Source organism: Terrabacter sp. Soil811, from assembly GCF_001429655.1.
GTDB lineage: Bacteria > Actinomycetota > Actinomycetes > Actinomycetales > Dermatophilaceae > Terrabacter.
Window position 1 is genome coordinate 752,242 of sequence record NZ_LMSX01000007.1, and the last position, 24,100, is coordinate 776,341.

At 71.9% G+C, this 24,100-nt stretch carries 24 protein-coding genes and 1 pseudogene; 8 read left to right on the plus strand and 17 right to left on the minus strand.

The window, feature by feature from the left end:
- Nucleotides 1-20: 20 nt before the first annotated feature.
- A complete protein-coding gene (locus ASH01_RS10365) occupies nucleotides 21-1,658 on the minus strand; it encodes an ABC-F family ATP-binding cassette domain-containing protein (RefSeq protein ID WP_056775392.1) in 1,638 nt (545 codons plus the stop codon).
- Nucleotides 1,659-1,694: 36 nt separating this feature from the next.
- Nucleotides 1,695-2,888, minus strand: coding sequence for a molybdopterin molybdotransferase MoeA (locus tag ASH01_RS10370; RefSeq protein ID WP_056775074.1), 1,194 nt, complete (start codon nucleotides 2,886-2,888; stop codon nucleotides 1,695-1,697).
- 42 nt (nucleotides 2,889-2,930) lie between these two features.
- Between ASH01_RS10370 and ASH01_RS10375 the strand changes: the two genes are divergently transcribed.
- Together ASH01_RS10375 and ASH01_RS10380 are read left to right on the plus strand one after the other, a co-directional pair.
- Nucleotides 2,931-4,250, plus strand: a complete 1,320-nt coding sequence (locus ASH01_RS10375) for a glycoside hydrolase family 1 protein (RefSeq protein ID WP_056775076.1) — start codon at nucleotides 2,931-2,933, stop codon at nucleotides 4,248-4,250.
- 80 nt (nucleotides 4,251-4,330) lie between these two features.
- Nucleotides 4,331-4,756 carry a hypothetical protein gene (locus tag ASH01_RS10380; protein WP_056775079.1) on the plus strand — a complete coding sequence of 142 codons (426 nt, stop codon included), beginning with the start codon at nucleotides 4,331-4,333 and terminating at the stop codon, nucleotides 4,754-4,756.
- Nucleotides 4,757-4,826: 70 nt separating this feature from the next.
- Here the strand turns inward: ASH01_RS10380 and ASH01_RS10385 are convergent, their stop codons facing one another.
- Nucleotides 4,827-5,315: a hypothetical protein gene (locus tag ASH01_RS10385; RefSeq protein WP_056775082.1), complete on the minus strand. Its 489-nt coding sequence runs from the start codon at nucleotides 5,313-5,315 to the stop codon at nucleotides 4,827-4,829.
- Between the two features lie 238 nt (nucleotides 5,316-5,553).
- Entirely contained in the window at nucleotides 5,554-6,927 is a 1,374-nt protein-coding gene (locus ASH01_RS10390; RefSeq protein ID WP_056775085.1) for an L-serine ammonia-lyase, read from the minus strand.
- Between the two features lie 160 nt (nucleotides 6,928-7,087).
- Here ASH01_RS10390 and ASH01_RS10395 point away from each other — a divergent pair, with 160 nt between their 5' ends.
- Together ASH01_RS10395 and ASH01_RS10400 are read left to right on the plus strand one after the other, a co-directional pair.
- The gene (locus ASH01_RS10395) at nucleotides 7,088-7,417 is read left to right on the plus strand and encodes a hypothetical protein (RefSeq protein WP_056775087.1); all 330 of its coding nucleotides are present in this window, start codon (nucleotides 7,088-7,090) and stop codon (nucleotides 7,415-7,417) included.
- 1 nt (nucleotide 7,418) lies between these two features.
- Complete coding sequence (locus ASH01_RS10400) at nucleotides 7,419-8,372, plus strand: ornithine cyclodeaminase family protein (protein WP_056775090.1); 954 nt, start codon at nucleotides 7,419-7,421, stop codon at nucleotides 8,370-8,372.
- Nucleotides 8,373-8,512: 140 nt separating this feature from the next.
- Here ASH01_RS10400 and ASH01_RS10405 read toward each other — a convergent pair whose 3' ends face one another.
- From ASH01_RS10405 to ASH01_RS10425, 5 genes are all read right to left on the minus strand, one after another.
- A complete protein-coding gene (locus tag ASH01_RS10405) occupies nucleotides 8,513-9,166 on the minus strand; it encodes an NAD(P)-binding oxidoreductase (RefSeq protein WP_056775093.1) in 654 nt (217 codons plus the stop codon).
- Nucleotides 9,167-9,279: 113 nt separating this feature from the next.
- Nucleotides 9,280-10,053: an SRPBCC family protein gene (locus ASH01_RS10410; protein WP_056775096.1), complete on the minus strand. Its 774-nt coding sequence runs from the start codon at nucleotides 10,051-10,053 to the stop codon at nucleotides 9,280-9,282.
- 7 nt (nucleotides 10,054-10,060) lie between these two features.
- On the minus strand, nucleotides 10,061-10,918 hold the full coding sequence (locus ASH01_RS10415; protein WP_056775100.1) for an FAD binding domain-containing protein: 858 nt from the start codon (nucleotides 10,916-10,918) through the stop codon (nucleotides 10,061-10,063).
- Nucleotides 10,915-13,401, minus strand: a complete 2,487-nt coding sequence (locus ASH01_RS10420; RefSeq protein WP_056775103.1) for a xanthine dehydrogenase family protein molybdopterin-binding subunit — start codon at nucleotides 13,399-13,401, stop codon at nucleotides 10,915-10,917. The genes ASH01_RS10415 and ASH01_RS10420 overlap by 4 nt, the downstream gene beginning before the upstream one ends.
- The gene (locus ASH01_RS10425) at nucleotides 13,398-13,925 is read right to left on the minus strand and encodes a (2Fe-2S)-binding protein (RefSeq protein WP_056775106.1); all 528 of its coding nucleotides are present in this window, start codon (nucleotides 13,923-13,925) and stop codon (nucleotides 13,398-13,400) included. Before ASH01_RS10425 ends, ASH01_RS10420 begins: the two co-directional genes overlap by 4 nt.
- Nucleotides 13,926-14,142: 217 nt before the next feature.
- Between ASH01_RS10425 and mgrA the strand changes: the two are divergent.
- Nucleotides 14,143-15,184, plus strand: a pseudogene (gene mgrA / locus ASH01_RS10430) (L-glyceraldehyde 3-phosphate reductase).
- Between the two features lie 207 nt (nucleotides 15,185-15,391).
- On the opposite strand, the gene ASH01_RS10435 reads toward mgrA, so the two are convergent.
- The 4 genes from ASH01_RS10435 to ASH01_RS10450 all read right to left on the minus strand — a co-directional run bounded on the left by ASH01_RS10435 (nucleotide 15,392) and on the right by ASH01_RS10450 (nucleotide 18,542).
- On the minus strand, nucleotides 15,392-16,186 hold the full coding sequence (locus ASH01_RS10435) for a trypsin-like serine protease (protein WP_056775109.1): 795 nt from the start codon (nucleotides 16,184-16,186) through the stop codon (nucleotides 15,392-15,394).
- 136 nt (nucleotides 16,187-16,322) lie between these two features.
- Nucleotides 16,323-16,892, minus strand: a complete 570-nt coding sequence (locus ASH01_RS10440; RefSeq protein WP_056775113.1) for an NADPH-dependent FMN reductase — start codon at nucleotides 16,890-16,892, stop codon at nucleotides 16,323-16,325.
- Nucleotides 16,893-16,977: 85 nt separating this feature from the next.
- Complete coding sequence (locus tag ASH01_RS10445; protein WP_056775115.1) at nucleotides 16,978-17,805, minus strand: sterol desaturase family protein; 828 nt, start codon at nucleotides 17,803-17,805, stop codon at nucleotides 16,978-16,980.
- Nucleotides 17,805-18,542 carry a FadR/GntR family transcriptional regulator gene (locus tag ASH01_RS10450; RefSeq protein WP_082619651.1) on the minus strand — a complete coding sequence of 246 codons (738 nt, stop codon included), beginning with the start codon at nucleotides 18,540-18,542 and terminating at the stop codon, nucleotides 17,805-17,807. Before ASH01_RS10450 ends, ASH01_RS10445 begins: the two co-directional genes overlap by 1 nt.
- Nucleotides 18,543-18,626: 84 nt before the next feature.
- On the opposite strand from ASH01_RS10450, the gene ASH01_RS10455 reads away from it, so the two are divergent.
- Nucleotides 18,627-19,139 (plus strand): PaaI family thioesterase, encoded by a 513-nt coding sequence (locus ASH01_RS10455; protein WP_056775118.1) that lies wholly within the window; start codon nucleotides 18,627-18,629, stop codon nucleotides 19,137-19,139.
- Nucleotides 19,140-19,144: 5 nt separating this feature from the next.
- Here ASH01_RS10455 and ASH01_RS10460 read toward each other — a convergent pair whose 3' ends face one another.
- Nucleotides 19,145-19,756: a TetR/AcrR family transcriptional regulator gene (locus ASH01_RS10460; RefSeq protein ID WP_056775394.1), complete on the minus strand. Its 612-nt coding sequence runs from the start codon at nucleotides 19,754-19,756 to the stop codon at nucleotides 19,145-19,147.
- Nucleotides 19,757-19,829: 73 nt separating this feature from the next.
- Between ASH01_RS10460 and ASH01_RS10465 the strand changes: the two genes are divergently transcribed.
- Both ASH01_RS10465 and ASH01_RS10470 read left to right on the plus strand, forming a co-directional pair.
- Entirely contained in the window at nucleotides 19,830-20,330 is a 501-nt protein-coding gene (locus ASH01_RS10465; RefSeq protein WP_056775120.1) for a cupin domain-containing protein, read from the plus strand.
- A gap of 76 nt (nucleotides 20,331-20,406) precedes the next feature.
- A complete protein-coding gene (locus ASH01_RS10470; RefSeq protein WP_056775124.1) occupies nucleotides 20,407-20,841 on the plus strand; it encodes a DUF309 domain-containing protein in 435 nt (144 codons plus the stop codon).
- A gap of 34 nt (nucleotides 20,842-20,875) precedes the next feature.
- On the opposite strand, the gene ASH01_RS10475 is transcribed toward ASH01_RS10470, so the two are convergent.
- From ASH01_RS10475 to ASH01_RS10485, 3 genes are read right to left on the minus strand one after another with little or no spacing between them, the layout of a single operon-like run.
- Nucleotides 20,876-22,045 carry an XdhC family protein gene (locus ASH01_RS10475; protein WP_056775126.1) on the minus strand — a complete coding sequence of 390 codons (1,170 nt, stop codon included), beginning with the start codon at nucleotides 22,043-22,045 and terminating at the stop codon, nucleotides 20,876-20,878.
- Nucleotides 22,038-23,189, minus strand: a complete 1,152-nt coding sequence (locus ASH01_RS10480) for a vWA domain-containing protein (protein ID WP_082619652.1) — start codon at nucleotides 23,187-23,189, stop codon at nucleotides 22,038-22,040. Before ASH01_RS10480 ends, ASH01_RS10475 begins: the two co-directional genes overlap by 8 nt.
- Entirely contained in the window at nucleotides 23,186-24,073 is an 888-nt protein-coding gene (locus tag ASH01_RS10485) for an AAA family ATPase (protein ID WP_056775129.1), read from the minus strand. The genes ASH01_RS10480 and ASH01_RS10485 overlap by 4 nt, the downstream gene beginning before the upstream one ends.
- Between the last annotated feature and the right edge of the window lie 27 nt (nucleotides 24,074-24,100).

The following is a 24,100-nucleotide window of genomic DNA, read 5'->3' on the forward strand; positions in this document are numbered from 1 at the left end:
CGCCCCGCTCGACCGGCCGGTCAGGTCGCCGTGACCTTGCCGGCCTCGACGTGCCAGCGCTCGTCGAGACGGACGTTCTCGAGCAGCCGGCGGTCGTGCGAGACGAGCAGGAGGGCCCCGTCGTAGGAGTCGAGCGCCTCCTCGAGCTGCTCGATGGCGGGCAGGTCGAGGTGGTTCGTCGGCTCGTCGAGGACGAGGAGGTTGACGCCGCGCGCCTGGAGGAGCGCCATCGCGGCCCGGGTGCGCTCGCCGGGTGAGAGCCGACCGACGGCGCTGCCGACCTGGTCGGCCTTGAGCCCGAACTTCGCGAGCAGGGTGCGGCGGTCAGCCGGGTTGAGATCCGGCACGGCCTCGCCGAACGCGTCCCCGAGCGGGAGGTCGTCGCGCAGACCCGTGCGCGACTGGTCGATCTCGCCGACGGCGACGCTGGCCCCGAGCGAGGCACTCCCCTCGTCGGGGTCGACCCGACCGAGCAGGAGCGAGAGCAGGGTCGTCTTGCCGGCGCCGTTGGGCCCGGTGATGCCGATGCGCCGCCGTGCCTCGACCTGCAGCGAGGCCGGACCGAAGGTCCAGTCACCCCGGCGCACGACGGCCTCGTTGAGCGTCGCGACCACGGAGCTCGACCGGGGCGCCGCCGCGATGCTGAACTGGAGCACCCACTCCTTGCGCGGCTCGGCGACCTCGTCCAGCCGGGCGATCCGCGACTCCATCTGGCGCACCTTGCGGGCCTGCTTCTCGGCCGAGTCCTGCTGCGCCGAGCGCCGGATCTTGTCGTTGTCGGGACTCTTCTTCATCGCGTTGCGCACGCCCTTGGACGACCACTCGCGCTGCGTGCGGGCCCGCGCCTCGAGGTCGGACTTCGTGCCGGCATACGCCTCGTACGCCTCGCGCGCGTGCCGACGGGCGACCTCGCGCTCCTCGAGGTAGGACTCGTAGCCGCCGTCGTGGACGGCGACGGAGTTCTGCGCGAGGTCGAGCTCGACGATGCGGGTGACGCAGCGGGCGAGGAACTCGCGGTCGTGCGAGACGAGCACGACTCCCCCGCGCTGGCCGTCGACGAAGGCCTCGAGCCGGTCCAGCCCGGCGAGGTCGAGGTCGTTGGTCGGCTCGTCGAGGAGCACGAGGTCGAAGCGGCTCAGCAGCAGCGCGGCGAGCGCCGCCCGGGCCGCCTGGCCTCCGGAGAGCGAGGTCATGAGCGCATCGGGTCCGACGTCGAGGCCCAGCTCGGCGAGCATCGGCGGGATCCGGTCGTCGAGGTCCGGCGCACCGCTGACGAGCCAGTGGTCGAGCGCGACGGCATACCTCTCGTCGGCGATGGGGTCGTCACCGCCGAGGGCGGCAGCCGCCTCCTCCATGGCGAGGGTCGCGGCGGTGGCGCCCGTGCGGCGACCGATGTGGTCGGCGACGGTCTCGCCGGGCACGCGCTCGTGCTCCTGCGGGAGCCAGCCGACGAAGGCGTCGGAGGGCGCCGTCGTCACGGTGCCGCCGAGCGGCTCGTCCTCACCGGCGAGCAGGCGCAGCAGCGTCGACTTGCCCGCGCCGTTGGCGCCGACGACCCCGACGACGTCACCGGGCGCGACCGTGAGGTCGAGGTGCTCGAAGAGGGTCCGGTGGGCGTGGCCCCCGGCGAGGTCCTTGGCCACGAGGGTCGCGCTCACGCCCACCAGCCTAGGGGCGCTCGGCCGGTGCCCCGTTCACACCGGGTGGACGGCGACGAGGTCGCCCTCGATGAGCTGGTCGACACCCTCGGGCACCTCGATGAGGCAGGTCGCCGCGGCGAGCGCCGTCAGGTGCCGGGCCTTGGGCGCGCTGACGGTGCCGTCGTCGTGGAGCACGCTCGTGACGAACTGGACGCGCCCCGTGCGGGTGCGACGGGTCCTGCCGACGTATGCCGCCCGGCCGGGTCGCGTGGGCGGCACCCCGTGGCGTCGGTCGAGCGCCGGACGGACGAGCACGTGGAAGGCGACGAACGCGCCGACCGGCGTCCCCGGCAGGCAGACGACCGGAGTGGACCCGTAGCGGCCGAGCCCCTGCGGGCCACCGGGCTGCATCGCGAGGTGGACGAAGTCGAACGTCGGGAGCGGCTCGCAGACCTGTCGCACGACCTCGTAGGCGCCGGCGCTGACGCCCCCGGTCGTGACGACGAGGTCGACGTCGGGGTCGGCGTCGAGCGCGTCGAGCCTGGCCCGCAGGTCGTCGGGCTCGTCGGAGCACACCTCGACACGGCGCACGTCGCAGCCCGCGGCCTCGGCGAGCGCGGCGACCATGTCGGAGTTCGACTCGTGGATGCCGCCGGCGCCGGGGTCGGCCTCGGGCGGCGCGAGCTCGGCGCCGGTCGCGATGACCGCCACCCTCGTCGGCACGTGGACCTCGACCTTCGTGCACCCGGCCGAACGGCCCAGCGCGATGAGCGCCGCCGTCACGGCCGTGCCGGCGGTCGCGATGACCGACCCAGCCGCCACGTCCTCGCCGCGGGGACGGATGTGCCGGCCCGGTGCGGGATCGAGGTCGACGGTCACGTGCTCGGGCGCGGGGCCGGTGGGGCTTGCGTCGGTGCGCTCGACGGGGACGACGGCCACCGTGCCCTGCGGCACCCGCGCGCCCGTCATGACCCGGGCCGCCTCACCGGGGGCCAGCACGAAGTCGGGTGCCGACCCGGCGGGCACGTCCCCGACGACGGGATAGGCGCGCTGGTCCGGCGAACCCGGGCACACGGCATACCCGTCCATGGCGGAGGCGTCGAAGCGCGGCAGGTCGTCGGCCGCGACGAGGTCGGCGGCGAGGCGGCGTCCGGCGGCGTGGCGGTCGAGCGTCACCTGCTCGGGGGACCCGTCGCCGAGCAGCCGCTCGACGGCGGACCGGTGATCTGCGACGGAGACGTGACCCACGCGCGCCAGTCTGACGCATCGGGCGCCGGTACGTTGAGCCGCATGGCGACCGCTGACGGCTTCAGGCTCGACGGGCTGCTGCTCGGCGTCGCGACCGCGGCCACGCAGATCGAGGGCGGGGACGTCGAGAGCAGCTGGACCGACTGGGCCGACCGCCCGGGCTCCATCGCCGACGGCTCGATGCCACGGCGCGCCACCGACCACTGGCGGCGCTGGCGCGAGGACACCCGGCTGATGGCCTCGCTCGGGGTGCAGGTCTACCGGATGAGCGTCGAGTGGGCGCGCCTCGAGCCGCTCCCGGGCGTGTGGGACGACGCGGCGTTCGCCCGCTACCGAGAGGAGCTGGATCTCCTGCGCGACAAGGGGATCCGCCCCCTCGTGACGCTGCACCACTTCAGCCACCCGCTGTGGTTCGAGCGCGATGGCGGGTGGCTCGCGCCCGGCGCCCTGTGGGTGTGGGAGCGCTTCGTCGCCGAGGTCGTGACGCGGCTGGGCGACCTCGTCGCGGAATGGGTGACGATCAACGAGCCGAACGTCTACGTCACCGGCGCGCACGTCTTCGGCGACTTCCCGCCGGGCCACCGGAGCCTGCGCGAGGGGATGCGGGTCTACGGCGTGCTCGCGGCCGCGCACATCCGGGCGTACGCCCTCATCCACGCGCTGCGGCCCGGCTCCGACACGATGGTCGGGGTCGCCCACCACCTGCGGCCCTTCCGGCCGGGCAACCCCCGCAACCCCTGGCACCGCGCGCTGACACCCGTCATGCGCCACCTCTTCCAGGACGCGATCGTGCGGGCGATGACGACCGGGGAGTTCGCGCCGCCGCTGCGCCGACCGGACGGGATCACGCCCGGGCGCTACGGCGACTTCTTCGGGCTCAACTACTACTCCCGCACCACGGTGACGCGCTTCGACGACGGCACGCCGCCGGGCGTCCCGGTCAACGACCTCGGCTGGGAGGTGTATGCCGCCGGGCTCGGCGAGACGGCCCGGTGGGCGTGGGAGACCTACCGCCTTCCCGTCTGGGTCACCGAGAACGGCACGTGTGACGCCGCCGACGCCTTCCGGTCGCGCTACCTCTGGGAGCACCTGTCGGTCCTGAGCGACGTTCGGGCCCAAGGGGTTCCGGTCGACCGCTACTACCACTGGTGCTTCGTCGACAACTGGGAGTGGAACGAGGGCGAGGGCCCGCGGTTCGGCCTCGTGGCCCTCGACTACGACACGCAGGAGCGCACGGTGCGCGACTCGGGGCGACTCTTCGCCGAGGTCGCCCGTGAGGGCGGAGCGACGGCCGACATGCACGCGAGATACGTTGCGGGACAGACTTATCCGGTCAGCAGCGCCGGGGCCCATCACCGTTGAGGTGATCTCGCACAGACGGCGGCGCGGGCGCGACGACGAGAGTACCGTCGAAGGGGTCGGACCTTCCCGAGGAGGCTGCCATGCGTCTCATCCCTCTCTGTGACGCGAGCTGGGTCTATGACCTCATCCACGAGGTCGAGCCCTCGGCCGGGCGTGACGGACGCGTCTACGGCCAGGGCACCGGCACCCTGACGGGCCGGCTGTCGGGCACGGCGTCGTGGTCGAACTTCCCGCGCATCCGGGAGGGCTGGGCCTCACCGGAGGCCAGGGGCGTCATCCACGTCGACGACGGGGTCGTGCTCTTCACCCTGACCGGCCTGTCGTCGCTGACGGACGGTCGCGGCGTCCACGTCCTCACCTTCCAGGCCGAGGCACCGTCGCACCGGTGGCTCGACGACGTCATCGCCGTGGGCGAGGGCACCATCGACGTCGAGCACTCCCGGCTCCAGATGCGCTACTACGAGTGCCAGGTCGAGCTGCCGCTGCGCGACGCGACGGAGCCCTGAGCAGCCCGAACACGGGAACGCCGCCACGCCCCTCGGCGGGACGCGGCGGCGCCCGGGCAGGCCTTTCCGCTCACCCCTCCGGAGCGGAGCAGGTGCCCTTGTCCCACGTGAAGCTCGAACCGGGTGACCAGTGGCTGACGATCTGCACCTTGACGTTCCCGCCGGAGGTGACGTCGTGCAGGACCCAGTGCTCGGTGTCGGTGAAGACGAGCGGCGCGCCCCCGGCAGACACCTTTCCGCCGAACCACGAGGCCCCCGAGACCGTGTAGCGGTCACCGTTCGACCCCTGCAGCGTGACGCCGCTCGTGTGGACGGTCCCGGTCTCGTGGAAGACCCCACGAGCGTCGACGTTCCAGTGGTCGACCATGTCGACGGTGCCGCTCGTCGCGGTGATGTCGCCCGTCGGGGCGCTGCACTCGAAGACGGCACCCGCCGCGGGGAACGACGAGTGCTCGGTCCCCCCGCTCGCCGGTGCCGCGAAGGCGGCTCCTGATGCCAGTCCGATCGTGCCCAGTGCGGTGATGCCGGCCACGACGGCACGGCTGCGCAGTGAACGCATGACTTCCCCTTTTCCCTGTTGAAGCCGGCGCAGGGCCCCCGAGGTCGCCGCGCGACGCCGTTTCGGCGCCACTCTCCACGGTGCTCCGAAGCACGTCTCCAGAGACGAAAAGGCCGCAACTGTCAGGAAACTCGGAGGATCACGTCCCAGCCTGAGACCGTCCTGCACGCATACCGGGACATTCCCGGTGCTGCGTGGCCGGGCCGCGTACGGCGGTCGTGAGCGCCCGTCCCGGGTGTCAGCACTCGATGACGTTGACGGCGAGACCGCCGCGCGCGGTCTCCTTGTACTTCACCTTCATGTCGCGACCGGTCTCACGCATCGTCTTGACGACCTTGTCGAGCGAGACGACGTGCGAGCCGTCGCCGCGCAACGCGGTGCGGGCCGCGGTGATGGCCTTGACCGAGGCGATGGCATTGCGCTCGATGCACGGGATCTGCACGAGGCCGCCGACGGGGTCGCAGGTCAGGCCGAGGTTGTGCTCCATACCGATCTCGGCGGCGTTCTCGACCTGCTCGGGCGTGCCGCCCATGACGGCGGCCATCGCGGCGGCCGCCATCGAGCAGGCCGAGCCGACCTCGCCCTGGCAGCCGACCTCGGCACCGGAGATCGAGGCGGTCTCCTTGTAGATGACGCCGATCGCGCCGGCGGTGAGCAGGAAGCGGACGATGCCGTCGCGGTCGGCGCCGTTGACGAAGTTCGCGTAGTAGTGGAGCACCGCGGGGATGATGCCGGCCGCGCCGTTGGTCGGGGCGGTGACGACGCGGCCACCCGACGCGTTCTCCTCGTTGACGGCGAGCGCGTAGAGGGTGATCCAGTCCATGCCGCGCAGCGGGTCGTCGCTGTTGGCCTCGAGCGAGAGGCGGCGGGCCAGCTCCGGAGCGCGGCGACGCACGCGCAGACCGCCGGGCAGCACGCCCTCGGTGGCGATGCCGTTGCGCACGCACTCCTTCATGACGCGCCAGATCTCGAGGAGGCCGTCGCGGACCTCCTGCTCCGTGCGCCACGACAGCTCGTTCTCGAGCATGATGCGGGCGATCGACTTGCCCGTCTCCTTGCAGTGGGCGAGCAGCTCGTCACCGGTGCGGAAGGGGTGCGCGACCGGCGTCGAGTCCTCGACGATCTTCGTCGACCCGTCGGCGTCCTCGCCGACGACGAAGCCGCCGCCGACCGAGTAGTACGTGTGCTCGGCGACGGTCGCGCCGTCGGCGTCGAGCGCCGTGAACGTCATGCCGTTGGGGTGCAGCGGGAGGGTCTTGCGGCGGTGCAGCGTGAGGTCCTCGAGCTCGATGAAGTCGATCTCGTGCTCGCCGAGCAGGCGGAGGCGCTTGGTCGCGCGGATCTCGGCGAGGCGGCCCTCGACGGCCCGCGGGTCGCACAGCTCGGGCCGCTCGCCCGTCAGGCCGAGGAGGACGGCCTTGTCGCTGCCGTGCCCGTGCCCGGTGGCCCCGAGCGAGCCGAAGAGCTGCGAGCGCACCCGGGCGACCCGGTCGATGACTCCTTCGTCGCGCAGCCGCTCCGCGAAGAGGGCGGCGGCCCGCATCGGACCGACGGTGTGCGAGCTCGACGGCCCGATGCCGACCGAGAAGAGATCGAAAACGCTGAGCGCCATGGAGTCCTGACTTCGTGTCGTCGTTGACGGCTGCCGCCCGGGGTGGTGGGCGATCCGCTCGAGCCTACGTCCCGGGGGCACCCCCACGCACATGCGTGGATCCGCTCCCCCGGCGCAGGGCGGACGGGCGGCTCCCAGCGCTGACACCTACAGTCGAGGAGTGCCCCAGGTCAGTGCCGATGTCCACGTCCCGCTCCCGCCGTCCGTCGCCCGGGCGCTGGCCGCGTCCGTGGGTGAGCCGGCCCTCCGACTGCCCCCGCACGTGACCCCCGAGCCCCTCACCTGGCGCTTCGACGCCGAGAGAGACGGCACGCTCGTCGTGCTGACGCTGGCGTATGCCGTCGACCCGGGTTGGGTGCGCTCGATCACCCACGAGGTCACCCAGTGGTCGCTCGCCAGGCAGCTGCGCACCCACCTCGCGACCCTCACGGACGCCGGTGGCGACCCGGTGCGGGTCGAGCGCGCCCGCTCGAGCGCGGGCGAGGGCTGAGGTGCAGCAGCCGCGTTGGGTCGACGCCGCCGCCGTGCGCCGGACCCTCTCTCCCGACCGCGCCCGCAGGCTCATCCGTCGCGAGCTCGCTGACGGCCTCGACCCGGCGTCGGACCCGGCCCGGCTCGTCGCCGACGTCGGTGACGGCCGAGGTCAGCTGCTCGTCATGCCGTCGACGAACGGCCGCGCGGCCGGGGTCAAGGTGCTCACCGTCGCACCGGGCAACCCGGCGCGCGGGCTCGACCGCATCCAGGCGGTCTACGTCCTCATGGACGCCGACACCCTGGCCCCGTCGGTGCTCGTCGACGGCACGGCCGTCACGTCGCTGCGCACCCCGGCGGTGTCCGCCGTCGCTATCGACGCGCTCGCCCCGGAGGAGGTCGAGTCGGCCGTCATCTTCGGCAGCGGGCCTCAGGCACTCGGTCACGCGGAGGCGCTGCTCGCCATCCGGCACACGACCTCGGTGACCGTCGTCGGTCGCCGGGAGGACGCGGCCCGTGCGACCGCGCAACGGATCTCGGGGCTGGCCTCGACGCACCCGCTCACGACGCGTGGGCTCACCGTCGACGACCCGCAGGTCGAGGCAGCCGTGCGCGAGGCGCAGGTCGTCGTGACGGCGACGTCGGCGGCGACCCCGGTGCTCGGCGACGACTGGGTCGCGGACGGCGCGTGCGTCGTGGCCATCGGGTCGCACGAGCCGCACCGGCGCGAGCTCGGGTCGGCGCTGCTCGGGCGCTCGCTCGTCGTCGTCGAGGACATCGGCACGGCGCACCGCGAGGCGGGCGACGTCATCCTCGCCGCCGCGCAGGGCGCCCTCGACTGGGCCGACGTGCACACGCTCGCCGACCTCGTGCACGGCCGGGTCGAGCGGGCGACCGACCGGCCCAACGTCTTCAAGAGCGTCGGCATGGCATGGCAGGACCTCGTCATCGCCGAGCACCTCGCCCGCGCCTGACACCAGTGAGCCGGCAGTCACAGTCGACTGAGCCCCCAGTCACAGTCGAGTGAGTAGGCAGTCACATGCGACGCGGACACGTGGGACGGGGCGCTCACTCGAGTGGGATGGGGCGCTCACTCGAGTGGGATGGGCGTGGGTCAGGCGTTGGCGACTATGTCGTCGATGGGCTGGAAGCCGTCGTTGAAGGGCAGGATGCGGCGGGCCGTCGTGTCGGGGTGCTCGACGACCGCGCGGATGACGTGGGCGACGTTGTCGCGCGAGACCTTGCCGGCCTCGACGCCCGCACCGGTCTCGATGTGGCCCGTGGCGGCGTCGGTCGTCAGGCCGCTCGGGCGCAGGATCGTCCACGCGAGGTCGGTGCCCTGGAGGTGCTCGTCGGCCGCGGCCTTGGCCTCGGCGTACGCGTAGAAGCCGTTGTCCTCGGGGACGCCATGGTCGGGGCCGGCACCGAAGTAGGACACCATGACGTAGCGCCCGACGCCGGCCTGCGCCGCGGCGTCCATCGAGCGGATCGCGGCGTCGCGGTCGACGGCATACGTCCGCTCGGGGCTGCCGCCACCGGCGCCCGCCGACCACACGACGACGTCGCTGCCGCGCACGAGGTCGGCGATCTGCTCGGTCGTGGCGTGCTCGACGTCGAGCAGGGCTGCCGAGGCGCCGGTCGCCTCGACGTCGGCCACGTGGTCGGGGTTGCGCACGACGGAGGTGACGTCGTGGCCGTCGGAGACGAGCAGCGGGGCGGCGAGCAGCGCGACCTTGCCGTGGCCGCCGATGAGGATGACGCGGGACATGACTCTCCTGGGGGTCGGGGACGGGGGTCTCGTCAGGTCCAACGCCACCGGACCCCTTAGGTATGCCGCAGGCCCGGTCGGGAGCGCGACCGGGCCTGCTGCACGTGCTGGGGTCAGTCGCCCCGGTGGCCGATGAGCCAACCGATGACGACCCCGATGGCGGCAGCCGCTGCGTAACCGGCATACCGCTGGACCAGCACGGGCATCACTGCCGAACCGAGGTCGAGGGGCGCGTCCTCCTCGACGGAGGCCGGGACCCGGCGCGGGGCCGGCGGACGGTGCGCCGCTGCGGGCGCCGTCGTGACCGGCGCGGCCGTCGTGGAGCCGACCCCGGCACCGACCCGGGCACCCGTGTCGGCCGCGAGTGCGTCCGACGCCGTCTCGACGAAGCTGCCGGAGGAGGGTGCGCCGGCAGCAGCAGGCGCCGCCTCCGGTGCCGCCTCGGGACCGGTCAGCTGCTTCTCGATGCACGCGACGAAAGCGTTGAGCAGCTTGTCGGACACGTCCTGCATGACGCCGCGGCCGAACTGCGCCGGCTTGCCCGTGACCGCGAGGTCGGTGACGACGTCGGCGCGGGTGCCGTCGCCGTCGGGGCTCAGGGTGATCGTCACGGTGGCGCCGGCCGTGCCGTTGCCCCGCTTGTCCTTGCCCTTGGCCTCGATGACGGCGTGGTGCGCCGCGTCGTCGCGCTCGACGAACGAGCCCGACCCGGAGTAGACGAGCGCGATCGGCCCGAGCTTGACCTTGACCGTGCCGGAGAAGCCGTCGTCGGTCACCTCCGTCACGGTCGCCCCGGGGAAACAGCTGCCGACGCGCTCGAGGTCCATGAAGAGGGCCCAGGCGTCGTCGACCGAGGTCGGCACGGTGAAGGAGTGCGTCAGGTCCATCCGGGCATCACGCTCCTGCCGCGGCGAGGACCGCACGCCGCGTCAGCACCGTGGCGAGGTGCTTGCGGTAGTCGGCGTCGCCGTTGAGGTCCGACGGCGGGTTGGTGCCGTCGGTGACGGAGGCGACGGCCGCGCGGACGGCCTCGTCGGTCGCCGGCTGCCCGACGAGGGCCTCCTCGACGGAGCGCGCCCGCAGCGGGGTCGAGCCCATGTTGGTCAGGCCGACGCGGGCCTCGGCGATCGAGCCGCCCTCGCTGCGCACCGTGGCCGCGACGCCGACGATCGACCACTGGTGGCTGACGCGGACGAACTTCTCGTAGTGCGCGCCCCAGCCCGTGTGCTTCGGGATGCGGATCTGCGTCAGCAGCTCGCCCTCACCGACCGCCGTGGCGAAGAGGTCCTCGAAGAAGTCCTCCGCCGCGACCGTGCGGGTCGAGCCGTCCGCGCCCGCGATGACGAGCTCGGCGCCCAGCGCGAGCGCCGGCGCACCGACGTCACCGGCCGGGTCGGCGTGCACGAGCGCGCCGCCGACGGTGCCGCGGTGGCGGATCTGCGGGTCGGCGACGGTCGCGATCGCCTTGGACAGCAGGGCCGCGTGGGTTGTGACGGCCTCGGAGGCGAGCACGGCGGCATACGTCGTCATGGCTCCGATGACGAGGTGGTCACCGTCCTCGGAGACGCCCTGGAGCTCGGGGATGCGGCCGAGGTCGATGACGACCCCGGGTGCGTTGAGCCGCATGCGCAGGATCGGCAGCAGGGACTGGCCGCCGGCCAGCACCTTGGCGTCGTCACCGTGCTCGGCGAGCGCTGCGACGGCGTCCGCCACCGACGTCGGTGCGAGGTAGTCGAACTGTGCGGGGATCATGCCTGGCTCCCTTCGGCCGCGGCGCCGGGATCCTGGTTGGGGACCCCCTCGTCGAAGTGCGGCTGCGCGTCGCGCTCGCCCTCGCCGGGCACCGAACGGCCCTTCTGGATCGCCTTCCACACCCGCTCGGGCGTGCACGGCATGAGGATGTCGTTGACACCGAACGAGCGCACGGCGTCGACGATGGCGTTGACGACGGCCGGGGTCGAGGCGATGCAGCCCGCCTCGCCGACACCCTTGGTGCCGAGCGAGTTGTACGTCGACGGCGAGTAGGTGTGGTCGGTGATGAAGCTGATCGTGTCGGCCGACGTCGGCAGGGTGTAGTCGACGAACGAGCCGGTGACGAGGGTGCCCTGGTCGTCGTACTCCGCCCCCTCCCAGAGGGCCTGGGCGATGCCCTGGACGAGGCCACCGTGGACCTGCCCCTCGACGATGAGCGGGTTGATGATGTTGCCGATGTCGTCGACGCAGACGTACTTGCGCATCGTCGAGGCCCCGGTCTCGGTGTCGACCTCCATCGCGCACAGGTGGGTGCCGTGCGGGAAGGAGAAGTTGTCGGGGTCGAAGGTGGCGTCGGCGTCGATCGACGGCTCCATCCCGTCGGGCAGGTTGTGGCCGGTCCACGTCGCGAGCGCCACCTCGGGCATCGAGATGCCCTTGTCGGTGCCCTTGACGCCGAACGTCCCGGCCGAGAACTCGATGTCGTCGACGCTCGCCTCGAGGAGGTGGGCCGCGACGACCTTGGCCTTCTCGATGACCTTGTCGGCGGCCCGGACGACGGCCTCGGCTCCGACGACGAGCGAGCGCGAGCCATAGGTGTCCATGCCCTTGGGTGCGATCTGCGTGTCGCCGTGGAGCACCTCGACGTTCTCGAACGGCACGCCGAGCTTGTCGGCGACGATCTGGCTCCACGCCGTCTCGTGGCCCTGGCCGTGCGGCGAGACGCCGGTGATGACCTCGACCGTGCCGGTGGCGAGCATCCGGATGCTGGCGCTCTCCCAGCCGCCGGCGCCGTAGTTGAGCGCGCCGAGGATGCGGGACGGCGCGAGGCCGCACATCTCGGTGAACGTCGAGATGCCGATGCCGAGCTGGACCGGGTCGTTGCTCTCGCGGCGCTGCTTCTGCTCCGCGCGCAGCTCGTCGTAGCCGAAGAGCTCCTTGGCCTTGGCCGTGGCCGCCTCGTAGTTGCCCGAGTCGTACGTCATGCCCGCCACCGTGGTGAACGGGAACTCGTCGTGGGTGATCCAGTTCTTCTCGCGGATCTCGAGCGGGTCGACCCCGACCTCGGCCGCGAGCTCGTCCATGAGCCGCTCGATGGCATACGTCGCCTCGGGCCGGCCGGCGCCGCGGTAGGCGTCGACCCACGTCTTGTTCGTGTAGTAGTTCGTCAGGTTGAACTGGTACGACGCGAACTTGTAGATCGAGTTGAACATCCACGCGCCGAGGACCGGCACGCCGCCACCGACGAGCGCGGCATACGCCCCGAGGTCGGCCATGAGCTCGACCTTGAGGCCGGTGACGCGGCCGTCCTTCTCGGCGGCGAGCGTCAGCTTCTGCCACTGGTCACGGCCGTGGTGGCCCGAGACCATCGTCTCGGAGCGGGTCTCGGTGTACTTGACGGCCTTGCTGAGCTTCCGCGCGACGGCGAGCGTCGCGAACTCCTCCGGGGTCGTCTGCAGCTTGCCGCCGAAACCGCCGCCGACGTCGGGGGCGATGACGCGGATCTTCGACTCGGGCAGGCCCGTCGTGGCGGCGATGCAGAAACGCAGCACGTGCGGCACCTGCGTGGACGACCACATCGTCACCTGCTCGCCGGTCGGGTCGACGACGGTCGAGCGCGGCTCCATGAAGGCGGGGATGAGCCGCTGCTGGCGGTACTCGCGCTCGATGAGGATGCCGCCCTCGCGGGCCGTGGCGATGGCCTCCTCGATGTCGCCGCCGGAGCCCTGTCCGGCCGAGTCGAGCTGCCACGTGGCGCTCGTGTTGGTGCCGAGGCTGGGGTGGGCGAGCACCTCGTCCTTCGCGGCCTCCTTGAGGTCGAGGACCGCGGGCAGCTCGTCGTAGTCGACGTCGACGAGCTCGGCGGCGTCGCGGGCCTCGGCCGCCGTGCGGGCGGCGACGACGGCGACGATCTCACCGGCGTGCGCGACGTGCGAGACGGCGACGGGCAGGTGGTCGGGGCTCTTCTGCTCGGCGGAGACGGGCCAGGCGGTGATGTTGACGCCCTGGATGTCCTTGAGGTCCTCGCCGGTGAAGACGGCGACGACGCCGGACGATCCCTTGGCCTCGGAGGTGTCGATCGCGCTGATCGTGGCGTGGGCGAAGGGGCTGCGCACCATGGCGAGGTGCAGCATGCCGGGGAGCTGGATGTTGTCGGTCCACCGGGTGCGTCCGGTGATGAGGCGCTGGTCCTCCTTGCGGGTGCGCGACTTGCCGATCTCGGGTGTCGGCGCGTCGGCCGGGCGGTCCTCGGTGATCGTCATGACGACACCGCCTGCGAGCTCGCCGGGCTTGCTGCGCTGGCCGAGCTGGCTGAGCTGGCTGAGTTCATCGTGCCGGCCGCCTGCTGCACGGCCTTGACGATGTTGTGGTAGCCGGTGCAGCGACAGAGGTTGCCCTCGAGACCCTCGCGGATCTCCTGCTCGCTGGGGTCGGGGTTGTTCTTGAGGACGTCACACGCCTGCATGATCATGCCGGGGGTGCAGTAGCCGCACTGGAGGGCGTGGCACTCGTGGAAGGCCTGCTGGACCGGGTGGAGCTCACCGTTCTGGGCGAGCCCCTCGATCGTCGTCACCTCGTGGCCGTCGGCCTGGACGGCGAGGACGTTGCACGACTTCACGCTGGTTCCGTCGAGGTGCACGGTGCAGGCACCGCAGTTGCTCGTGTCGCATCCGATGACGGTTCCGGTCTTCCCCAGGCTCTCGCGAAGGTACTGGACCAGAAGGGTCCTGGGCTCGACCTCATCGGAGTAGCTCACCCCGTCGACGGTCATGTTGATTCGGGTCATGCTGTCGGTCCTCCTGCCACGCTGCAGTTGACATCGTTGACTTCCCCACGCGCAGTCTGACTCGCGTTCAACTACTGCACAAGGGCAACGGGGAGAACCCTCCACATCCGCAGAGCATCCGCGGCGGATCCCCAGCCGGGCGATGCCACGCCGACGCCACGGCCACAGCGTGACCCGGCTTTTGGCGGCATACGCCAGGGGGACGAGACTGGGTCGCATGACTCTTCACGCCGACGACTACCAGGCCTCGCGCAGCCGCTACGACTCGATGACCTACCGCCGCACGGGCCGTTCGGGGCTCGACCTGCCGGCCGTCTCGCTCGGGATGTGGCACAACTTCGGCGACGACGTCCCGCTGGACCGCCAGCGCGCGACGCTGCGCCGCGCCTTCGACCTCGGCGTCACGCACTTCGACCTCGCCAACAACTACGGACCGCCCTACGGCAGCGCCGAGCGCAACTTCGGCACGATCTACGCGCAGGACTTCAAGCGCTACCGCGACGAGCTGATCCTCTCGACGAAGGCCGGCTACGACATGGCCGGGCCCGTACGGCCAGGGCGGTGGCAGCCGCAAGTACGTCCTGTCCTCCCTTGACCAGTCGCTCGCGCGGATGGGCGTCGACTACGTCGACATCTTCTACTCCCATCGCTTCGACGAGACGACGCCGCTCGAGGAGACGATGGGCGCGCTCGACACCGCCGTCCGCCAGGGCAAGGCGCTGTATGCCGGCATCTCCTCCTACTCGGGTCCGCGCACTCGCGAGGCCGTCGAGATCCTGCGGTCGATGGGCACGCCGCTGCTGATCCACCAGCCGAGCTACTCGATGCTCAACCGCTGGGTCGAGGAGGACCTGCTCGACGTGCTCGGCGACGAGGGTGTCGGCTGCATCGCCTTCAGCCCGCTCGCGCAGGGCATGCTCACGAGCAAGTACCTGAACGGGGTGCCGGAGGGCTCGCGCGCGTCGCAGGACAAGTCGCTCTCGACCGACCTGCTGACCGAGCAGAACCTCACGCACATCCGTGCCCTCAACGAGATGGCGCAGTCGCGCGGCCAGTCGCTCGCGCAGATGGCGCTCGCGTGGATCCTGCGCGACCAGCGCGTCACGTCGGTGCTCATCGGCGCCTCCTCGGTCGCCCAGCTCGAGGACAGCCTCGGCTCGCTCGACAACCTCGACTTCTCGCAGGAGGAGCTCGACACGATCGACCAGCACGCGGTCGAGGGCGGCATCAACCTCTGGAAGACCTCCAGCGCCCACTGATGGCGTATGCCGTGTGGCTGGGACTGCGCCTGCGCGCGGTCCCAGCCGCCGGCCCGAAGTCACGGACGTGGGTCGAGGTGTGGGCCGGTTGTCCTGACCCCGCCGTGCTGCTCGGAAGCTGCTCCCGAAAACGGAGCAGCTTCCGAGCGGGGCCGGCGACATGGCATACCCAGGTGGCGCCCGTGGCCGCGGGCCGCGTTGGGGCCGTCAGTCCGCGAGGTAGCCGTTGACGAACGCGAGGACGTCGGGCCGGTCGACCCGGAACACCCCGCCGGTGCCGGCGCACGTCGGGTTGATCCCGAAGGACGTGACGCCCGCGACGACGTTGCTCGTGCCGAGGAAGTTCGGGCCTCCGGAGTCACCGAAGCACGTACCGCCGGTGTTGGCGTTGTTGGACAGCAGCAGCGACTGGGGGCCGGTGAAGCCGGTGTTGATCTGCAGCAGGTGCGGGTGCGCGACCATGCGGATGCGCAGCGCCGACTCCTTCCACGCGGCGGCGTCGGGGAAGGCCTTCTGGAGGCCGTAGCCGACCGAGGTGAACGTCGTCGCGCGGCTCGGCTTGAGGGCGTCGAGCTGGTTGGTCGAGGGCAGGGCGCCGTAGGTCGACATGGGCATCGGCGTGTCGAGCACTACCACGCCGACGTCGTGGAGGAAGAACGCGTCCGTGTCGAACGAGGGGATCGTGTGCGGCGTGCCGCCGACGTCGCCGTTGCGCGGGTAGCCGTTGCCGGGGATGCCGTGCTCGACGTCAGCGGCGAACCAGATCTCGACGTGGGCAGCGGGAGCCTCGGTGCAGTGACCGGCGGTGAGGTAGACGGTGGGGCTGAGGAGCGTGCCGGAGCAGCGCCACAGGGGGTTGCCGGCGGCGTCCTGGGCGACCATGAGCCCGACGTAGGGGTGGCCGTTGCCGTCGAGCGTGCCGTTGGTGACGGCACCCGCGGGCGCGGACGCCCCGAGCAGCAGGGCGAGGGTCGCGACGAGCGCGAACCAGATCTTCTTCATGTGAGTTGACCTTTCGAGGGCGGGCGCGCCGAAGCGCGTGGCTCGTTCCCCCGAGGTCCCGCCACGGTAACCCGGCACACGGCCCGCAGGTGCCTCTTCGTCCAACCGATCCGAGGCATCGGGCCCGGTGCGGCACTCAGTGGCGGGGCAGCACCGTGAGGACGCGTTCGATGTGGTCGCGGAACTCCTGCATGAAGTCGGTGAGGAAGGTCTTCATCGACTCGTCGGTGACGTCGCCGTCGTCGGTGATCGTCCCGGGCGCGAGTCGGACGTAGGCCTCGGGCGAGGTCATCTGGCGGGCGTTGCAGAAGCTGAGGACGCCGCGCAGGCTCTGCTGGGCGAGCGCGGTGCCGATCTGTCCGGGCGAGGCGCCGATGACGGCGGCGGGCACGTGGTTGAAGGAGTTCTGGCCCCACGGGCGCGACGCCCAGTCGATGGCGTTTTTCAGGGCGCCGGGGATCGACCGGTTGTACTCCGGCGTGACGAAGAGGACGGCCGACGACGCGGCGAGGGCCTCCTTGAGCGCGCGCGGCTCGGCCGGGTAGTCGGCGTCGAAGTCGGGGCTGTAGAGCGGGAGGTTGCCGATGGGGATCTCGGCGAACTCGAGGTCCTTCGGTGCGAGGCGGATCAGGGCCTTGCTCAGCGTCCGGTTGATCGACGCCGATGACAGGCTGCCGACGAAGTAGCCGACCTTGTACGTGCTCACGATGGGTCCTCCTGGTCCGGGAGCGGGGGCCGCGCCCATCCCTCCATCGTGGCCCTCGGGGTGGGCCTCGGCCAGACGCGCCGTCTCAGGTGCGGGGCTGCCAGCCCGGGCCGCGGGCGACGAAGCCCCACCGGTCGCGCCACGAGCGGGCGCCACGGACGTCGGCCCAGATCGAGGAGTACTCGTGGGTGGCGACGACGAGCGGGTTGTAGGTGCGCAGCTGCTTCGTCAGGCCGTAGACGACGCGCTCACCCTCGGGCTCGAACGAGCGGAAGAGCCGGTCCCAGATGACGAGGATGCCGCCGTAGTTGCGGTCGAGGTAGGCGTTGTTCATGCCGTGGTGAACGCGGTGGTGCGAGGGCGTGTTCATGACGAACTCGACTGGGCGCCAGAGCTTCCCGACGCGCTCGGTGTGGAGGAAGAACTGGTAGAGCAGCGAGATCGACTGCTGGAGGAAGATCGCCCAGACCGGCACGCCGAGGAGCGCGAGCGGCGCCCAGAACGGGATGCCGCCGAAGGGGGTCCACGTCTGGCGCAGCGCCGTCGAGAAGTTGTAGCGCTGGCTCGAGTGGTGCACGACGTGGCTGGCCCAGAGGATGCGCACCTCGTGGTGGGCGCGGTGGTACCAGTAGTAGGCGATGTCCTCGGCGAAGAAGATGACGACCCAGACCCACCACAGCGAGGTGTCGAGGCGAAGGGGCGTCACGGCATACAACGCGGCGTAGACGACGAGCTGGGATGCCTTGTAGAGGATCCCGACGCCGACGCTCCCGATGCCCATCGTGAGACTCGTGACGGTGTCGCGGACCTCGTAGCCGACCTCGTCGTCGTCGGGCGCGAGCCACAGCGACAGCACCTCGATGACGATGAAGACGATGAAGAAGGGGATCGCCGTGACGATGATGTCGACCATCACGCCCCCTTGGTCATCGGGTCGAGCGTGCGACCGTCGTCGGTGAGCGAGGCCCACACGTCGATGGCCTGGGTGAGGATCGCGTCGGCGAGGCGCGCGGCCTCGGCGGCGTCACCGGTGGCGATGGCCTCGGCGAGCGGCGCGTGCGGGAGCAGGTCGGCGCGGTCGCCGGCGAGCAGCGCGTCCATGACGTCGGGGCTGCCGTCGATGGCGTGGACGAGCGAGTTGAGCGCGAGCCGGAAGGTGAGGTTGCCGCTCGCCTCGACGACGGCGAGCCAGAAGTCGCGGTCGGCGTCGTCGATGTCGGGGCAGCCGTATGCCGCCGCTGCCGCCACGACGCTCGCGCGTGCCGGATCGGTGGCCCGGGTCGCGGCGAGCCGGGAGGCCTCGACGCCGATGCAGCGGCGCATCTCGAGACCGTCGCGCAGGATCATCGGGTCGAGCCCGTCGCCCGACCGGGCGAGGTGGGCGAGCAGGTCGAGGCCGGCGGTGCTGCGCACGTCGAGGACCGTCGTGCCGCCGCCGTGGACGACGCGGACGAAACCGGCGAGCTGGAGGCGCTGGAGGGCCTCGCGAACGGCGTGCCGGTTGACGGCGAAGGAGGCGGCGAGCTCGCGCTCGGGCGGCAGCGAGTCGCCGGGGGCGAAGCGGCCGGTGAGCACGGCGTCGCGCAGCTCGGCGAAGACCTCGTCGGAGACCGACCGCCGCGGGACTGGGCTGAATCCACTCTGACTCATGTCGTCGAGGATGACACCAGGCGCGTCAACTCATCAAGAGGTTGGACCAATTCGTGACCGGACGCACGCTTGTAGGTTGGGCGCATGCCGGACACCGACGTCGACATCGCCCGCGCTGACGATGCGCTCAGCATCCAGGAGCGGCTCTACCCGAACCTCCCGTGCTTCGGCTGCGGGCAGGGCAATCCAAAGGGGCTCCAGCTCAAGAGCTATCCCCTCGGGGACGACCGTGACGGTGACAGAGGCGCGGGCGTGACGGCGGCGTTCACGCCGTGGCCCGAGCACGACAACGGCCTCGGCTACCTCAACGGCGGCATCATCGGCACGGTCCTCGACTGCCACAGCGCGGCCGCCGTCATGCTCGAGGCCGAGCGCCGGGGCTGGCCGCCGCTGCCGGGCGCCGACCTCTCCTACGTCACGGCCGGGCTCGACGTGCGCTACCTCCGACCGGCTCCCCTGCACGACGAGGTCGAGCTCTTCGCGACCGTCACCGAGTCGGACGAGCCGCAGATGACGGTCTCGGTCGAGCTGCACTTCGACGGCAAGGTGCGCGCGCAGGCGACCGCCGTCTGGAAGCGCTGGCGCCCTCGCACCTGAGCCTCTCAGGCCAGCGGGCCGCCGTCCGCGAGCGCTGCCGAGAGCATGGCCGCCGCGGACCAGCGCATCGTCCGGGCTGCGGCTTCGCGGGAGAGACCCGCGACGTCGGTGAGCCAGACGAGGGACTCGATGCCGATGGCGCTGCGGACGGCCAGCGTGAGGCGGTGGATGGCGTCCTCGCCGAGCTCGGCCCGGAGCGGCTCCAGGGCCGTCTCGATCCAGCCGATGGCCCGCCCCTGCCGGAGCGGGAGGTCGGCTCGACGCTGGGGATCGGGGTCGAGGGACAGGCGCAGCATCGTGCGCTGCTGCGCCTCGGTCGACAAGATGAGCTCGACGAAACGGACGACCACCGCGTCGAGCCGGACGGCCACGTCCTCGGGGGCGTCGGCGTCGAGCAGCGTGGGCGCTGCGACCTCCGGGTGTGCTGCTGCGAGCAGGGCTGCCTGGTTGGGGAAGTAGCGGTAGGCCGTCGTGCGCGAGACCCCTGCAACGGCGGCGGCCTCCTCGACCTTGGGCGCGCGGCCGTTGGCGACGATGTCCTGCGCGGCAGTCACGAGGGCCTGCCTCGTGCGGCGCTTGGGGTTGACGTAGCCGCCCTGCTCGTAGGGGGTTGACATGCTGAACATGGTACGTGAGTCTCAATTTGGTACGGCAGTACCAAATGCTGCCGCCGACGAGAGAAGGCGCGACATGAGCGCTACCGAGATGGTCCCGTCCCTGGTCCGCAACGCGGACGACGCCGAGCGGCGGTGGTTCTACGGCGGCGGGGTCCACACCTGGCTGGCGCGCGCTGCGGACACGGGCGGCACCTTCCTGCTGTGTGAGATGTCGATGGAGTCCGGCAAGGCCACGCCGCTCCACACCCATCCCGCCGACGAGACCCTCGTCGTCCTCGAGGGAGAGCTGCTCGTCCACCTCGACGGCACGGACCACCGCGTCACGGCAGGCGGGGTCGCGCTCGCACCGGCCGGAGTGCCGCACGCGTTCCTCGTCGGCTCGGAGGGCGCGCGGATGCTGTGCCTGCACACACCAGGGACGTGCGAGGCGTTCTACCTCGGGGCCAGCGAGCCCATCGACGCCACGACGAGCACGGGGGTGGTCGACTTCGACCGCATCGCGGCCTCGGCCCGCGAGCACGGCGGCATCGAGCTGCTCGGGCCGCCGCCGTTCTCGTCGCGGGTCGACGGGTAGGACCGGACCGCGAGGGCACGGCCTACGGTGGGCGTATGAGGCTGCTCATCCGACGTCACGTCCAGCGGAACCTGCGGTGACCGGCGCGAGCGACCGCGACCGCGACGGGGCCGGGCGACCCCGCCAGGAGCGACCCCGCGATGCTCTCGGTCGGCCGCTGCCGTATGGCGCCGAAGGTGTCGAGCCGGTCTCCGAGGAGCCACTCCCGCCGCACGAGAGCCTGGCTGCGGCCAAGGCCCTCGTCGAGGAGGGGCGGCCCTTCTCGGCGCACGAGGTCCTCGAGGCCCGCTGGAAGGCCGGGCCCGATGGCGAGCGTGACCTCTGGCAAGGCCTCGCCCAGCTCTGCGTCGCCCTGACGCACGCCGCTCGGGGCAACGAGGTCGGGGCTCACCGGCTGCTCGACCGTGGCGTCGACAGGCTCCAGCAGTATGCCGCGAGCGGGGGTCCCACCTACGGGCTCGACCTCACGGCCGTCGTCTCCTGCGCGCGTGACCGGGTCGCTTCGGAGTAGCCGACCGACGGCGTCCCCGCCGACAGCGGAGTGCTCAGTGGCCGAGCGGGTTGTCGTGCGCGGGATGGTGGTGGTGGATCGGGCCCTCGGTCGCGGCGAGCCGCTCGCCGGCGCCGCCCCACCGCAGCGCGATGATCTCGGCCGCGATCGAGACCGCGGTCTCCTCGGGGGTGCGGGCACCGAGGTCGAGGCCGATCGGTGAGCTCATCCGGGCCAGCTCGTCGTCGGTGAGGCCGGCCTCTCGCAGCCGCTCGAGCCGGTCCTCGTGGGTGCGCCGCGAGCCCATGGCGCCGATGTAGGCGACCTCGGGCAGACGCAGCGCGACCTCGAGCAAAGGCACGTCGAACTTCGGGTCGTGAGTGAGCACGGCGATGACGGTGCGGCTGTCGATGCGGCCCTCGTCGACCTCGTTCTGGAGGTAGTCGTGCGGCCACTTGACGACGACCTCGTCGGCGCCGGGGAAGCGCGTCTTCGTCGCGAAGACGGGCCGCGCGTCGCAGACGGTGACGTAGTAGCCGAGGAAGCCGCCGACCCGCGCGACGGCGGCGGCGAAGTCGATGGCGCCGAAGACGAGCATCCGCGGCTTCGGCGCGTGCGCGGCGACGAAGACCCGCATCCCCTCACCGCGACGCTCCCCGTCGGGGCCGTAGGTGAGGATCGCCGAGCGGCCCTGAGCCAGAAGGCCTCTGGCGTCGTCGCGTACGGCGTCGTCCGCGCGCCCGCTGCCGAGCGAGCCGAGCACCGAGGTGTCGTCGTCGCCTTCGTCCTCGGCGTGCACGACGACGCGGCGGCCGACCCACGTCGGCTCGGGGTGCTCGATGACGGTGACGACGGCGACGGGCCGTCCGGCCGCGATGTCGTCGGCGACGTCGCCGAGCTCGGGGAACGTCTCGCGGGAGACCTTCTCGACGAACACGTCGAGGATGCCCCCGCAGGTCAGCCCGACGGCATACGCGTCGTCGTCGCTGACGCCGTAGCGCTGGAGCACCGGCCTACCGGTCTCGACGACCTCCTGGCTCAGCTCGTAGACGGCGCCCTCGACGCAGCCGCCGGAGACCGAGCCGACGGCCTCGCCGCCCGGGCCGACGAGCATCGAGGCGCCGGCCTGGCGTGGCGCCGAGCGCCACGTGCCGACGACGGTGCCGACGCCGACGGTCTCGCCGGCCGACCACCACTGCATCAGCTCGTCCATCACCTCACGCACGGGCCACCACCTCGATCAGCTCCTCGAACGCCGCGAGCGAGTGCCCCGCGACGAAGTCGTCGATGTGCGGCAGGGCCGCGACGATCCCCTGCTGCACCGGCTCGTAGCCGACCTTCCCGCGGTGCGGGTTGGCCCACACGACCCGGTGCGAGAGGGCGTTGAGGCGACGCATCTGCTCACCGAGCACCTCCGGACCCTCGCGTTCCCAGCCGTCGGAGAAGACAACGACGACCGAGCCCCGGGCCATACCCCGCCGGCCCCACCGGTCGAGGAAGGCGCCGATGGCCTCGCCGAGGCGGGTGCCGCCCGACCAGTCGGGGACGACGCGTCCGGCGGCCGCAAGCGCCCGGTCGGCGTCGCGCTCGGTGAGCGCCCGGGTCACGTGGGTCAGGCGGGTGCCCATGGTGAAGACCTCGACGTGGGGGACCGTGCGCACGAAGACGTGGGCGAGGCGGAGGAGGCTGTCGGCATACGGGCTCATGGAGCCGGAGACGTCGATGAGCAGGACGATCCGGCGCGGGCGGGTGCCGCGGCGGCGGTGGTGGATGCGGCCGGGCTCGCCCATCCGACGCAGCTGCTCGCGGAGCGTGGCGGGGCCGTCGACGGTGCCGCTGCTCGCGCGGACGTGGCGGCGGGCGCGGCGCAGCGGCGAGCGGGGGTCGAGGCTCGCGAAGAGGCGCGCGGCGGCCGCGCGGTCGGCGGCGCTGAGGCTCGCGACGTCGCGGTGGCGCAGCACCTCCTGCGCGCTCGCCTTCGCCTGGATCGTGTCGGCGTCGGCGTCGCCGGCCTCCCCCTCGGTGTCGCCGAGGGGCGCCTGGCGCACGGGCGGGCGCTGGATGTCGACGCGGCGTCCCTGCGGGATGGACTCGCCGCCGAACCAGCGCTCGAAGAGCTCGTCGTATGCCGGGAAGTCCGCGGGCGTGGACGTGAGGGTCGAGCGGCCGGCCCAGTAGACCCCGGTGCGCTCGCCCATGCCGACGGTGGCCGCAGCGACGAGGAAGGTGCGCTCGCGGTCGGCGGTGACGTTGATGCCAGCGGCGCGCAGGGCACGGGCAAAGCCGAGGAGCAGCTCGTCGACGTCGGGCTCGGTCTGGGGCCGGGTGGTTGCGGCGGGGCGCGCGGCGGGCGTGAGGTCTCGGGTCATGCGGTGAGCAGCTTGTCGAGCGAGGCGCGGATCCTCTCGGAGTCCTCGCGGTACTTCAGGGCGGCGCCGAGGGTGGCGGCGGCGACCTCGGCGTCGAGGCGGGTGGCGCCGACGGTCTCGAGGGCGCGCGCCCAGTCAAGCGTCTCGGCGACGCCCGGGGGCTTGATGAGCTCGCCACCCGTGCGGAGGCGCTGGACGAGGGTGACGACCTGCTCGGCGAGCGCGGCGCTCACCTCGGGCAGGCGCGTGCGCACGATCTCGAGCTCGCGGGCCAGGCCGGGGTGGTCGATCCAGTGGTAGAGGCAGCGGCGCTTGAGCGCGTCGTGCAGCTCGCGGGTGCGGTTGGAGGTGAGGACGACGATCGGCGGGGTTTTGGCTGCGATGGTGCCGAGCTCGGGGATCGTCACCTGCCACGTGCTCAGGACCTCGAGGAGGAAGGCCTCGAACTCGTCGTCAGCGCGGTCGATCTCGTCGATGAGCAGCACGCAGGGGGCTTCGCGCAGGGCCTGGAGCACGGGGCGGGCGAGGAGGAAGCGCTCGTCGAAGAGCTCGGCCTCGAGCGCCTTGGCGTCGTGGTGCTCCTCGCGGCTGAGGGCCTCGACGGTGCGGAGGTGGAGGATCTGGCGCGGGAAGTCCCAGTCGTAGAGGGCCTGCGTCGCGTCGATGCCCTCGTAGCACTGGAGGCGGATCAGCTTGAGGTCGAGCGCCTGGGCGAGGCCCTCGGCGAGGGCGGTCTTGCCGGTGCCGGGCTCGCCCTCGAGCAGGATCGGCCGGTTCAGCCGGGTCGCGAGGAAGGTGATCGTCGCGAGCGCCTCGTCGGCGAGATAGCCCGTGCCGCCCAGGGCGCTCGTGACGTCGTCGGCACTGTTGAACAGGTGATCCATCCCCTGAGCATCACTCATGAACGGGGG